Here is an 11051-nt window from a genome sequence, read left to right on the forward strand (position 1 = left end):
ATTCGACGGCCCGGGAGTCAGAACCTGGCTCGTCTTTCATCGTTCCACGCTCCAGCCTGGGCAGCAGCGGTCCGCCCGCGGCCGCGGGAACCCGGCGCACCCGCGCGGCATAGTGTCGCGGCCGGTGGGCAGAAGCGACGACACAGTCGGTGGACACGCCAGGACCGCCCAGGAAGCCGGGCTGCCCGACCACCGAAGCCGGGAGATGATTGCGCCAGAGAAGATCTTCCGACGTGCACCGGAGGGAGTGGACATGCCGTCCGAGATCCGGCAGTCCGGCGAAGCCGATGGCGAACGCCTCACGGTCGCGGAGACCCTGGCCGAGCAGGACTCGGTCCTGCGCCTGGCCGGCGAACTCGACCACGACACCGCCCCGGCGCTGCGCGATGCCCTGCAACGCTGCGAGGAAACCGGGTCCAGGCGGCTCCTCCTGGACCTTTCGGAACTCGGCTTTTGCGACTCCACCGGACTCAACCTCCTGCTGGAGGCGCGCCTTAGGGCCCAGGAACGCGGCGCGCTGGTCGCCCTGGTAGGTATGCCCGCCCCGGTCGCCCGACTGTTCAAGACCACCGGGGCGGCCACGCTCTTCCCGCAGTACGCGTCCCTGGCGGACGCCCAGGTCGACGGCGGCTGAAAGAAGGTCCCGGTGCCCAGAGCGAAGTATCCGGCCGGCGGCCCCCGGGTAGACCGGATGGTCGTGTCGGAGGGCCGCGGGGTGGTTGGCCGCTGCCGTGACTTCGTCCGGGCATGCCTGGACGAGCGCGGCTGGCTCGACGGCCCTGGTGACGAGCAGCGCTCCGTCGTCGAAGACGTCCTGCTGATGACCTCCGAACTGGTCACCAACGCCTGCCTACACGCCGGCGGCCCACGTCAGCTGGTCGTCTCAAGCACGGGCGGGCGGCTGCGGGTCGAAGTCGAAGACGGCACCGACCAGCCACCGGTGGTGCGCACCGCAGTCCCGGCGCACCCCGGCGGCCACGGCCTGCGCGTCCTGCAACAGCTCTCCCGTGCTTGGGGCTGCGAGCCTCGGGAAGACGGCAAGGCCGTCTGGTTCGAGATCGACCGTGCCTGACCTGCAACCGCCTATAACGATCCATGAGGGAGTCCGAGCGATGATCGCGATGGCTGATGTCCGCGAGTGGCGCATGCACGACGTGGTGGACCTCGACGGCAAGAAGATCGGCACGCTCGAGTCCGTGTACGTGGACACCGCCACGGATGAACCGTGCTTCGGGACCGTGGTTGTCGGCCTGCCCACCAGGCACCGCCTGGTCTTCGTCCCCCTGGACGGCGCGCAGGTCGGCCCGGGCTATGTGAAGGTCGCCTACCCCAGATCCCTGGTCAAGGACGCGCCGGCGATCGACACCGACGGTGTGCTGCCGGCCGAAGAGGAGCCCGCGGTCTTCGCCCACTACGAACTGTCCTACACCGCCGGCGCCGGCGGCGAGCGCCGCCTGGCGCGCCGATGACGACGGGAGACGTGACATGGTCCTCGTGCTGCTTCTCATTCTGGTGGCCGTCGCGCTCGGCATCATCGGCACGGTCGCCAAGGGTCTGCTCTACCTCCTGGTCATCGGCGTGATCATCTTCCTCGGTGCGCTACTCCTGGGCGCGCTCAGGTTCCGGCACGGGGCACGCCGCCCCACCCGCTGAACACACCGGGAGTAGTGGCCGGAGGAATCGGAGGAAAAGGAAGGGGCGGGATGCGCGGGGTGTATCACGGGGAGCTCGAGTCGATCACTGGGGGACTGGCGCAGATGGCCCGGCTCGCGGCCTCGGCGATCAGTCGCGCCACCACGGCCCTGCTGGACGCGGACCTTCGGCTCGCCGAGAGTGTGATCGCCGCCGATGACCGGCTCGACCGGAAGCAGCGCGACCTGGAGGAACGCGCGATCGCCGTCCTGGCGCGGCAGCAGCCGGTCGCCACCGAGCTGCGTACCGCAGTGACCGCGCTGCGTATCAGCGCCGAACTGGAACGCTCCGGCGACCTGGCCCTGAACGTCGCCAAGCTGGCCAGGCACCGCTTCCCCGACCACGCCGTCCCGAACGAGCTGCATGCGACCGTCCGAGAGATGGGAAACGTCGCCCAGTGCCTGATGGCCAAGGCCGCCGACGTCATCGTCACCCGCACGCTCGAGACCGCGCTGGAACTTCAGGGCGACGACGACGCGATGGACGACCTGCACCGCGCCTTGTTCCGCCAACTCATGGACGACCGCTGGCAGCACAGCGTCGAAGACGCGGTCGACGTCGCCCTGGCCGGCCGCTTCTACGAACGCTTCGCCGACCACGCCGTCGCCGTCGCCGAGCGCGTCGTCTACCTCGTCACCGGCAGCTACCCCGACAGCATCTCAGCACCGTAGTGCCGTCGACAGCACCCCTTGCCGGGCTGTGGGCCGCAGAGGAGCAGCCCCTCACCGCTCAACAAAGCGGTCTTTCGCCGGGCCTCGCATCACCATGCCCTGCCCGTGCCCGCCTGAGCGCTCACAGGCCGGCCGAGCGTCGTGCTGCTTCTATGTCGGCCGCCGAGCTGTCGCGCTGCCGCGCCCGTAGGACTCCCAAGGAGAAGGCTTCGCTGGGGCGGGTTCCTCCGGTATGCGCTAGATCGGCCAGCGCCTGCTCCGCGCTGCGGGCGTCCTGGTGCCGTCCGAGCCGCTTGTGGATCTCCTGGTGTCGGGACTGTTGGTGCTTGGCTTCCGGTCCGAGAATGGGCTGAAGGGATTCGGCGACGTAGCGGGTCCGCTTGGCCGCCTTGCGGGCGCGGTGCAGGGCTTGGTCGCGGCGCTGGCCCGGTGGCAGGCCGAGGGCCATGCGCAGCCTTCGCCGGGCGCGGCGCCGCTCGCGCCGCAGAATCCGCGCGGCACGGGCAGAACCGGGGTGCTGGCCAGCGGCCAGAGGCGGGTCGGCGACGAAGGACTCCAGACGGTCCAAGAGCGTGTAGTACCGGCGCGAGGACATCGCGGCCACCAAGACACGGTGGGCATGGCGGCACCTCCGGCCGAGAAACTTGCGCAGCTTGCGTTCGGCTTCTCCTGGTGTGCAGTCGGTCGGAAGTTCCCGAGCCTGGGCCGTAAGGCGTGCGCGGAGCGCCTCGGGTTCGCGGTAGGCACCGAGTTGGTGTCCGAGCCAGCGCAGGTCCGCGGCCAGGTCGTCGGCCCGGTGGCCGTCCCAGAGGCGCTCGCATGCTCGTAGGAGGCTGCGGAGCCGGCGGGCGGTGACCCGCATCTGGTGTACGGCGTCCTCCTCGTCGAGGCGGACGGCCGGGTCGAGGCTGGTGAGATGGTCCGTCAGCTGCCGCAGGGCCGCGACCACGGCCCGCGCCGTCTTCCCGGCACCGGCGAGGTCAGCAGGCGGCGCGGGACGGGTGTCCAGCCCGGCGCAGTGCAGTGCCCGGGCGAGCTTGATGCCGCGTTCGGCCGGGAAGATCCCCCGTTCGGCCAGGTGACGGGCCGTATCCTCCAGGAGGCCTGGGCCGCCACCGGTCAGCTCGATCTCCGTCTCGTCCCACGTGCTCAGCTCGGCCGCAGGTGCACCGCCGCTGTGATGGCCGTCGAGGACGCGGGCGGCGACGTGGTCGGAGGCCACCTCGGCGAGCGGATGGGAGTCCGCGTCGAGCCAAACCCGGCGCCGCCGGTGCGTCAGGAGGTGGGCCACCGGGCGAAGGGTCTGGCCGCGTGCATATGCACGTGCGAGGTTTCCCAGGCCCTCGGGCACCTGCTCGTTCGACGCCGCACCGAGCGGCCAGCCGAACTCGCGCCGCCCGCCGTGCTCGCCCGGGATCTTCAGATGCCAGCCCTGGTCCTGGCCGCCTGCCCGGCGGCGCAGTGTCACACCCCGCTGGAGCAGTCCGTGGTCCGGGGTGTCGAAGTAGACCGCGTCCAGCACCTGCGTCCCGCTGTCAGCTGCCCGCGCCACCTCGCGGGGTCGGGCGTCGGTCAGGTCTTGGACGAGCGCCCCGTCGAATGTGATCTCACGCTCCATGTGCATGTTCCTTGGCATGCTCCGCGTGTGCCCCGCGCGCCCACGGCTACTCCACCACCCCGGCAATGCGCACTGATCATCGCGGGACGGGCACGCTCCGCGGGTGCTGCTGCGTGTCCGTGGGCTTGCCCGCGTCCCGGCGTGCCACTCACGTTGGGGTGTGGATACCGCCTCGCGGGGCAGGCGCTGCCCACGGGCGCAGATCAGCGCCCGCGTTGATGTCCCGAAGGAGGAGTGCGCGTGGAGAGCAGCATCTGGACGTACCGTCAGGGCATCGGCTACCAGCCGGGCATGAATCTCGCCGGGTTCGAGGTGGAGGCGACCGACGGCCGGATCGGGAAGGTCGACAAGCACACCGATGAGGCCGACGCCGGCCGCATCGCCGTCGACACCGGCGTGTGGATCTTCGGCAAGCATGTGCTGCTGCCCGTCGGCACGATCGTCAGGGTCGACCCCCTGGACCGGGTTGTGTACGTCGACCGCAACAAGTACGAGATCAAGAACGCACCCGAGTTCGACCGCGACAAGCACGACGACGACTACGGGTACCAGCAGCAGATCGGCTCCTACTACGCCCCCTGGCCGCTCTAGCACCTCGTTCGGTCTCTTCATATGATCAGCCCGCCCCATCGCGTGCGCGAAGCGGTGCGGGAACGGCGATGCAGGATGAACGCGAGGTTGCATACCTGATGGGACGCAAGCCGGATCTGCCCGGGCCGATGGAACGGGCGTGGTCGTGGCAGGAGGAGGCCGCGTGCGCACGGCACGAGGACCGGCTCTTCTTCCACCCGGCAGGTGAACGCGGGCGGGACCTCGACAACCGGGAGAAGGCCGCGAAGCGCGTCTGCGCCGAGTGCCCCGTCATCGCGAGCTGCCGCGCGTACGCATTGGCGGCCCGTGAGCCCTACGGGGTGTGGGGCGGCCTGAGCGAGAACGAACGTGCCGCTGCCCTGCGCCGTCGCCCCACGAGCGTCGCGGCTTGAAGCCAACCGACGGCCGCCGATGCGGCGCCAAAGGAGGAACAGGCCAGGTAGGGAGTAGCGACGGACGGGCTGCCCGGCGGCCGAGGGACACCGGCCGAGGCAGCCCGTCCGCTCATGTCCTCGGCAACGCCAAGAACCGATGCCTGCTGACCGCCCGGGACGCCGTTGGGGACGATGCCACATGGCACGCCACCGGTCGGGTGGCTGCCCCACGTGGACAGGCGCACGCCCGGTCGATTGACCGTCGGCGAGTCGGCCGCGTAGAAAGCGCCCATTTGGGATAGACGCCCGTCGACCAGCACCCCAATGCACGGCCTTCGGGAACGGGGACACTCGTGCGCAAGCACACGCTCGCCCAGACACGTCTGCAAGACGCCACGCACGCTGCTGTCGGCGCGGTCGAGGCCGCACGAGTACACACCGGGCACGCCGCGGAATCGGCCCGTTTGGCCGCTGCAGAGCACATCAGGGACACCGCCTCGCAGGTCCGCGGGTCGGCCCAGGAAGTGACTGCGGGCGCGCGGCGTACGGCCGGAAGCCTCACGGCCCGCGCGAACGCGTCGCCGACGCGCCGGCGCTTTCCGGTTGCGCTGGGTGCTGCCGCGGTAGTGGGGCTCGCGCTGGCAGTGTGGCGGCTGGCTCGAGACACCGGTCGCGAGCGTCCGAACCCCGATGTTGCGCCGCTCTGACCACTGCGAGACGTACTGCGGGACGGCTGGCGGCGAACTGCCGGCTGCTCGTCCAGCGAGAGCCCCGGGATCGCGCCGGACTGCGTGGAAGGAGTAGTGGTGAACAAGGTGGAGCGGGCGCTGCGGGGTGTGGACCGCTGGCAGCAGCGGCATACCGGGGCGGGGTTCGCGTTCGGGGTGGTGAAGAAGTTCGGCGACGACCGCGGCGGGCAACTCGCGGCGCTGATCACCTATTACGGGTTCGCCGCGCTGTTCCCGCTGCTGCTGTTGCTCACCACCGTGCTCGGCTACACGTTGCACGGGGACCCCGGGCTGCAGCAGCGCCTGCTCAACTCCGCGCTGGCGGACTTCCCCGTCATCGGCGACCAACTGCACAGCAACGTGCACTCCCTGGGCGGGAGCATGTTGGCAGTGGTGCTGGGATCGCTGGGCCTGCTGTACGGGTCGCTCGGGATCGCGCAGGCGTTGCAGTTCGCGATGGCGCAGGTCTGGAACATCCCTGGTGTGAAACGCCCGGGGTTTCTGCCGCGCCTCGGTCGCTCGGTCGCCCTGATCGCCGTGCTCGGGCTTGGGCTGCTGGCCTCTTCCGCCGCGACCGGGGTCGTTGCCTCGATCAGCGCCGGGCCCGCGGTCACCATCGGCGGGCTCGTAGCCTCGGTGCTGCTGAACACCGGGCTGTACCTCGCCTGCTTCCGCATCCTGACCCCAGGGGAGATCCCGTGGCGGTGCCTGGTCCCGGGCTGCCTGATTGCGGGACCCGCATGGACCGCCATGCAGGCCTTCGGCGGGATCCTCGTGGCACACCAACTGCGTCACGCCACTGCGGTCTACGGGCTGTTCGGGACGGTCCTGGGCCTGCTCTGGTGGATCTACCTCGGCGCCCAGTTGACCGTCTACGCCGCTGAGGTGAACGTTGTCGCCAAGCGTCGCCTGTGGCCCCGCTCCCTCCTGCAGCCGCCCCTCACCCGGTCCGATCGGCAGGTTCTGGAGAGCATCGCTCGACAGGAAGAGCGACGCCCCGAACAGCACGTCAACAGCCGGTTCACCGTTCGGGCCCGACGGCACCCACGCACCCACCGGTGACCTCCACGCTCACGGCGCTCCGGCAGGCCCCGTCACACCCAGACGGCCGTCAGACCCTGCGGAGACCGGCCCGACACCCTCTGCGCAGGGGACGGGCGTCAGGCATCGCTGCCGTCCTCAACGGCGGGTGCGCCGTCCTCAAGCCCGGCGGTGGTCGGTTCGTGAGGGGTCAGGAGGGCGAGGAGGTCGGCGACACGGGGGCCGGCGTCAGCGGGGTGCCGGAGTGGGCTTGAAGCCCTGACCTGGTAGTGGTTGGTGCGCCCGACTCGGGTGTGGGTCAGATAGCCCCCGGCCTCCAGGTCAGTGATGATCCGCTGGACGGCGCGTTCCGTCAGCAGACAGCTGGCCGCTATGTCGCGGACCCGGATCCCTGGATCGCGGGAGATCTGCACCAGCACCCTCGCGTGGTTGGTCAGGAACGTCCAGGTGGCGCGGGGGCCGGGCGCGTGCTCCATGCCCACCATCGTACGACCAGCGTTTCAGGTTTGGTAAAGAGTGACATTTCTTTCGTGCAATGCTTGACAGGCTCGTGAGGGGAGGCAGAGCCTGGGATCAACAGCCAACCGTCCGCGTGTTCCCGTCCGCACGCGTACGCGTCTCGGAAGAAGTGCAACGATGACCAGGGACGAACTCGACCTCCTCGCCGGATTCCTGCATACACACCTAGGCGCCGGCGCGCTCCCCGTCGCTGGGGCGCCCGGATGCGGCGGTCTGCACCGCAGCGTCGAGCAGGCCATTCTCGGCATCGAGGCCTACCTCCAGCTCGCCGATCGGCATCCCGCACCACGGGGGCTTGCGGCCGAGCGGGAACGCGCCCAGGCCCTGTGGGAGCGGCTGCAGGAGATCGCCGCACAATGGCCGAACGCGCCGCGCCCGCACAACGCTCCGCCCACGCCGTACCAGGCCGGAGCGGAGTCCGCGCTCCTTGCCGCGCTCCCGGCCCCATCTGAGCGCTGACCCACTCCGTGCTGGCCCGGCTTGGCTGGCCGAACGCCGCAGAGACGGACGCGCCCCACCTCTGGCCACCGAGACCTTCCCTGGAAGAGAGTGCATGTCGATGGACGATCTGCCCGACCGCGAGGAACGTGCAGCCGGGTGCTCGACAGAGCTCGTCGGCGACGACGTCCTGGTCTATCGGCTGACCGGCGACCTGGACATGGGCGCCCGAGAAGCCCTCGCATTCGACGTACCCCTGGACGCGCTCAGGGCCGTCGTCGTCGACCTCGCCGACGTCACCTTCTTCGACTCCACCGCCCTCAATGCCCTGCTCCGACTGCGCGCCGCAGCCATAGAGCGCCAGGTCACCGTTCACCTCGCCGCGCCGCCCGCCAACACCGCGCGGGTTCTGGAGATCACCGACGCCGCACTGCTGTTCCCCCGCCACCCCAGTCTGGCGTCCGCTCTGAAGACCCTCGCCGCCGACTAGAGACCGCCGTCGGCGGCGTGTGCGGCGGGCCAAGCCCGACCGGCCCTGAGATCCAAGCGGGCGGCTGAGGGGCTGCTTGGCAGGCCTGCATCAGCGGGTCGCCGAGGCGCACGCTCATCCCACCTTCCCCGCAGCCAGGCTGGTCCATGTAGCGGGCGCCGACGACTGCGGCCAGGCTCACGTCGTTCCTTGGATCCTCCGCACTGGTGGGACGTTCCGGCTCGGTCCCGAAGGCGTCGCGCTCCTGGGGCCGTAGGGCAGCGCGGCCCGTGCCCGTACGCCATGCAACCTGAATGACACTGTGTGACAGCTGGCTGGGCGGTTGCGCGTCGGCACCGCCTCCCCCGAGTGGGGGCTGGCGGTGCCGACGCAGCATGGCCTCAGTGCTTGAGGGCGTCCTTGGCCTTCTGGCCGGCCTGTGCGGCGTCCCCCTTGATCTGTTCGCCCTTTCCCTTGGCGACCAGCCGCTCGTTGCCGACGGCCTTGCCTGCCGCCTCCTTGGCCTTGCCCTTCGCCGTCGTTGCCGTGTGCTTGATCTTCTTTCCCGCGCTCATGGATTCTCGTCTCCTCCCAGGATCGGGTTCAGCCGTGAGCGTCTGCCCTGTGGTCGGCGTTCTACGCTCAACGCCGAGTCCGCGGCCCCAGCGGGTGGGCGGGCCCGCAGGTCGCAGGTCGCGTGCATGGACGCTCCGACGAGGGGCAGATGCGCGGCTTAGAACTCCTAACGAAATGTCGCACTCCGGTCGGAAGCCGTTGGCCAACTGAGGCGGAGGTGGGTCAAGATCGCCTCAACTTCGAGGGAGGCGGCATAGTGACGGCCGAGCAGTTGGATCTGGCCCTGCTGTGCGATGACCAAGGCAACAGTGTGCGCATCACCGTACTCGGCCCCTTGCAGGGTGTGGCCGGTGGGCTCTCCGGGGAGATTGTCGTCGACACGCCGTTCGTGGCCGGCCGCGTGGCCCGTTCGTTGTGGCGATCTCGGCTCACGTCGTGGGCCGAGGCACTGGACCGCCTGGAGGCCGGTGAGGAAATTGCCTGGCTGCACGTCCAGCGCGGGCCCTCCGTCTACATCCACCTGAACGGCGAGCGTGACTGCCCCGAGGTGGTCGTTGAAGATGATCTCGTCTCGATGACGACCGTGCGTGTGCCCATCGACCTGCCGTCCGACTGGACCGCAACCCATCGGGACCTGCTGGCAGCCGTCCTCGACGCCTGGGACTGGCACCTGTCACCGGAGTGAGCTCAGCCTGCGCCAGCAGATCAGGGAGCATCCGGGACTGAGCAGGGCTTCGTGGATGTCGTCGCGGATCTCCCAGCGGATCCGCAGGCGCCGGAAGTGGTGCAGATGCGCGAACGCCCGCTCGACTACCCACCGATGGACACCCAGGCCGGAGCCGTGTTCGGTCTTCCGGCGCCCGATCACGAGCCTGATGCCGAGGGCCAGGCGCCGGTACTTGTCGTGGTCGTAGCCGCTGTCTGCAAAAGCCGCGTCGGGGCGCCGGCGGGGCCTGTCCCGCTTGCCGCGCACTGGGGGGACAGCCGCCAAGAGCGGGATGAGCTGGGTGACGTCGTTGCGGTTGCCACCGGTGAGTGTAAAAGCGAGCGGGACACCGTTGGCATCGGTGATCAAATGGTGCTTACTGCCCGTGCCGCCCTCGTCCTCAACAGCTACTAGAAGTGATCTTCGTTGAGAAAATCTCAGTGCGGGGTCTCTTCCTGCATGGTGGGGTGTAGAGGCGGAAAAAAAATCGCGACCCGCCGAAAATCTGCGAGTCGCGATCAGGATAATTACCTTCAAGCTGGCCGAATTACTGGTTCCAGCCCGTCGGGGAGTACCACAGCTGATCGGCAGTGCCATGACAAGGCCACTGAATAACGTGCGCGCCCTCAGCCGTAGATCCCCCGGCAACACTGAGGCACTGGTTCGTCAGGGCATTGATGATCTCGTAGTAGCCGCCGCCCTTACTGTCGGCCGACCAATAAATGGAATTGTGGGAGCAGTCATCAGCGTAGACCCATGCACCGGCAGATCCCGAGTCGCCAGAAATGTCGAGGCAGCTGTTATAGCTTGCGTCCGTGATGGTGAATGTGTTGGTCCCGCTGCCGCCCGTATTCCACATCTGACCGCCTTCGGCGTCGCAATTCCACATGATCGCCGGAACTCCGCGCAGGTTCTGCGAGGCGGCGAGGCACAGATTCGACGAATTGCTGTCATTCCAGATATGGGCGTTCGCAACGGCGGAAGCCGATGTCGCCTGCATGGCCGATAGGCCAACCATGGAAAGCAGAGAAATGACCATCATGCTCGCACGCTTTGCCTTCAAAGTGACACCCCTTGGCTCACGATTTCTAGTCGACGATGATCTTACCGGGATTCACTGCCCGTGGGAAATCTGACATTTGCAGCAATCAAGGCGATTGGCAAATAACGGATATTTGGCCCGCGCGATCGTCGAGTCCACCGACGCCGGCCAGTCGATATCGCCGATCGGGTCCTTCTCCGCCCGCATTGCCCTCAGTATCCGACCAGGGCTGATGTGTGATCACCGGGCCCGTTGTCAGCTGCTGAACTTGAATCCGTGATGTCGGGTTCTGCCACGCGGTGGTGGGGCCCGGCTCGTGGCTTCCCCATGACGCGGGAGGGCGAGGATGATGTCCGCGTGATTCGAGACCTGCCGCCGTTGCCGTTGCCCCAGTACGTCGTGGTCCGTATCGGCTGCTCACCAGAGGTGCCCAGTGAGATCGCCGCCGATCTGCGGCAGATCGGCGTACCAGCAGGGCTGATCGGCTACGAGTACCAACCGCTGACCGAGGCGGCAGTCCTCGGCGGCATCGACGAGAGCGGTTTGGTCGTCTTCGGAACCAGCGGTCTGTTTGGACTCATCGCCA

General features: G+C 68.7%; 16 protein-coding genes and 2 pseudogenes. 13 read left to right on the plus strand and 5 right to left on the minus strand.

Features of this window, described 5'->3' with window-relative positions:
• Positions 1-253 precede the first annotated feature (253 nt).
• The 5 genes from BMY61_RS15355 to phoU are packed head-to-tail and all read left to right on the plus strand — an operon-like array spanning position 254 to position 2363.
• Positions 254-634, plus strand: a complete 381-nt coding sequence (locus tag BMY61_RS15355; protein WP_052438540.1) for an STAS domain-containing protein — start codon at positions 254-256, stop codon at positions 632-634.
• A 12-nt stretch (positions 635-646) separates the two neighbouring features.
• Positions 647-1072: an ATP-binding protein gene (locus tag BMY61_RS15360; protein WP_236655927.1), complete on the plus strand. Its 426-nt coding sequence runs from the start codon at positions 647-649 to the stop codon at positions 1070-1072.
• A 40-nt stretch (positions 1073-1112) separates the two neighbouring features.
• Positions 1113-1469 (plus strand): PRC-barrel domain-containing protein, encoded by a 357-nt coding sequence (locus BMY61_RS15365; protein WP_042444860.1) that lies wholly within the window; start codon positions 1113-1115, stop codon positions 1467-1469.
• Between the two features lie 16 nt (positions 1470-1485).
• Positions 1486-1653: a hypothetical protein gene (locus tag BMY61_RS46205; RefSeq protein WP_177240380.1), complete on the plus strand. Its 168-nt coding sequence runs from the start codon at positions 1486-1488 to the stop codon at positions 1651-1653.
• A gap of 50 nt (positions 1654-1703) precedes the next feature.
• Entirely contained in the window at positions 1704-2363 is a 660-nt protein-coding gene (phoU, locus tag BMY61_RS15370; protein ID WP_042444859.1) for a phosphate signaling complex protein PhoU, read from the plus strand.
• Positions 2364-2484: 121 nt separating this feature from the next.
• On the opposite strand, the gene BMY61_RS15375 is transcribed toward phoU, so the two are convergent.
• Entirely contained in the window at positions 2485-3981 is a 1497-nt protein-coding gene (locus BMY61_RS15375) for a CYTH and CHAD domain-containing protein (RefSeq protein WP_161791220.1), read from the minus strand.
• A gap of 240 nt (positions 3982-4221) precedes the next feature.
• Here BMY61_RS15375 and BMY61_RS15380 point away from each other — a divergent pair, with 240 nt between their 5' ends.
• The 4 genes from BMY61_RS15380 to BMY61_RS15390 all read left to right on the plus strand — a co-directional run bounded on the left by BMY61_RS15380 (position 4222) and on the right by BMY61_RS15390 (position 6736).
• A complete protein-coding gene (locus BMY61_RS15380) occupies positions 4222-4572 on the plus strand; it encodes a PRC-barrel domain containing protein (protein WP_143094356.1) in 351 nt (116 codons plus the stop codon).
• A 68-nt stretch (positions 4573-4640) separates the two neighbouring features.
• The gene (locus BMY61_RS15385) at positions 4641-4964 is read left to right on the plus strand and encodes a WhiB family transcriptional regulator (protein WP_425314687.1); all 324 of its coding nucleotides are present in this window, start codon (positions 4641-4643) and stop codon (positions 4962-4964) included.
• Positions 4965-5299: 335 nt separating this feature from the next.
• A complete protein-coding gene (locus BMY61_RS44970) occupies positions 5300-5653 on the plus strand; it encodes a hypothetical protein (protein WP_143094357.1) in 354 nt (117 codons plus the stop codon).
• 99 nt (positions 5654-5752) lie between these two features.
• Positions 5753-6736: a YihY/virulence factor BrkB family protein gene (locus BMY61_RS15390; protein WP_042445078.1), complete on the plus strand. Its 984-nt coding sequence runs from the start codon at positions 5753-5755 to the stop codon at positions 6734-6736.
• A 98-nt stretch (positions 6737-6834) separates the two neighbouring features.
• Here the strand turns inward: BMY61_RS15390 and BMY61_RS15395 are convergent, their stop codons facing one another.
• Positions 6835-7191, minus strand: a complete 357-nt coding sequence (locus BMY61_RS15395) for a helix-turn-helix transcriptional regulator (protein WP_042444857.1) — start codon at positions 7189-7191, stop codon at positions 6835-6837.
• Positions 7192-7351: 160 nt separating this feature from the next.
• Here BMY61_RS15395 and BMY61_RS15400 point away from each other — a divergent pair, with 160 nt between their 5' ends.
• Both BMY61_RS15400 and BMY61_RS15405 read left to right on the plus strand, forming a co-directional pair.
• Positions 7352-7693, plus strand: a complete 342-nt coding sequence (locus BMY61_RS15400; protein ID WP_042444856.1) for a hypothetical protein — start codon at positions 7352-7354, stop codon at positions 7691-7693.
• A gap of 94 nt (positions 7694-7787) precedes the next feature.
• A complete protein-coding gene (locus tag BMY61_RS15405) occupies positions 7788-8162 on the plus strand; it encodes an STAS domain-containing protein (protein ID WP_052438507.1) in 375 nt (124 codons plus the stop codon).
• A gap of 380 nt (positions 8163-8542) precedes the next feature.
• Here the strand turns inward: BMY61_RS15405 and BMY61_RS15410 are convergent, their stop codons facing one another.
• Entirely contained in the window at positions 8543-8716 is a 174-nt protein-coding gene (locus BMY61_RS15410) for a CsbD family protein (RefSeq protein ID WP_042444855.1), read from the minus strand.
• Positions 8717-8973: 257 nt separating this feature from the next.
• Between BMY61_RS15410 and BMY61_RS15415 the strand changes: the two genes are divergently transcribed.
• Complete coding sequence (locus BMY61_RS15415) at positions 8974-9402, plus strand: DUF5959 family protein (RefSeq protein ID WP_052438506.1); 429 nt, start codon at positions 8974-8976, stop codon at positions 9400-9402.
• Here BMY61_RS15415 and BMY61_RS15420 read toward each other — a convergent pair.
• Together BMY61_RS15420 and BMY61_RS15425 are read right to left on the minus strand one after the other, a co-directional pair.
• A pseudogene (locus tag BMY61_RS15420) lies at positions 9391-9822 on the minus strand (IS5 family transposase); the annotation flags it as partial. The gene BMY61_RS15415 and the pseudogene BMY61_RS15420 sit on opposite strands and share 12 nt — an antisense overlap.
• Before the next feature lie 148 nt (positions 9823-9970).
• A complete protein-coding gene (locus BMY61_RS15425; RefSeq protein WP_075003918.1) occupies positions 9971-10465 on the minus strand; it encodes an RICIN domain-containing protein in 495 nt (164 codons plus the stop codon).
• 357 nt (positions 10466-10822) lie between these two features.
• Between BMY61_RS15425 and BMY61_RS47105 the strand changes: the two are divergent.
• Positions 10823-11051 (plus strand): annotated as a pseudogene (locus tag BMY61_RS47105) (sporulation initiation factor Spo0A C-terminal domain-containing protein); the annotation flags it as partial.

Source organism: Streptacidiphilus jiangxiensis (genome assembly GCF_900109465.1).
Classification (GTDB): Bacteria; Actinomycetota; Actinomycetes; order Streptomycetales; family Streptomycetaceae; genus Streptacidiphilus; species Streptacidiphilus jiangxiensis.

Coding starts and splice junctions, on each gene's coding strand:
- BMY61_RS15375 (WP_161791220.1), bottom strand. CDS start 3,981: ATGGAGCGTGAGATCACATTCGACGGGGCGCTCGTCCAAGACCTGACC.
- BMY61_RS15410 (WP_042444855.1), bottom strand. CDS start 8,716: ATGAGCGCGGGAAAGAAGATCAAGCACACGGCAACGACGGCGAAGGGC.
- BMY61_RS15400 (WP_042444856.1), top strand. CDS start 7,352: ATGACCAGGGACGAACTCGACCTCCTCGCCGGATTCCTGCATACACAC.
- BMY61_RS15365 (WP_042444860.1), top strand. CDS start 1,113: ATGATCGCGATGGCTGATGTCCGCGAGTGGCGCATGCACGACGTGGTG.
- phoU (WP_042444859.1), top strand. CDS start 1,704: ATGCGCGGGGTGTATCACGGGGAGCTCGAGTCGATCACTGGGGGACTG.
- BMY61_RS15385 (WP_425314687.1), top strand. CDS start 4,641: ATGCAGGATGAACGCGAGGTTGCATACCTGATGGGACGCAAGCCGGAT.
- BMY61_RS15355 (WP_052438540.1), top strand. CDS start 254: ATGCCGTCCGAGATCCGGCAGTCCGGCGAAGCCGATGGCGAACGCCTC.
- BMY61_RS15425 (WP_075003918.1), bottom strand. CDS start 10,465: ATGATGGTCATTTCTCTGCTTTCCATGGTTGGCCTATCGGCCATGCAG.
- BMY61_RS46205 (WP_177240380.1), top strand. CDS start 1,486: ATGGTCCTCGTGCTGCTTCTCATTCTGGTGGCCGTCGCGCTCGGCATC.
- BMY61_RS15395 (WP_042444857.1), bottom strand. CDS start 7,191: ATGGAGCACGCGCCCGGCCCCCGCGCCACCTGGACGTTCCTGACCAAC.
- BMY61_RS15405 (WP_052438507.1), top strand. CDS start 7,788: ATGTCGATGGACGATCTGCCCGACCGCGAGGAACGTGCAGCCGGGTGC.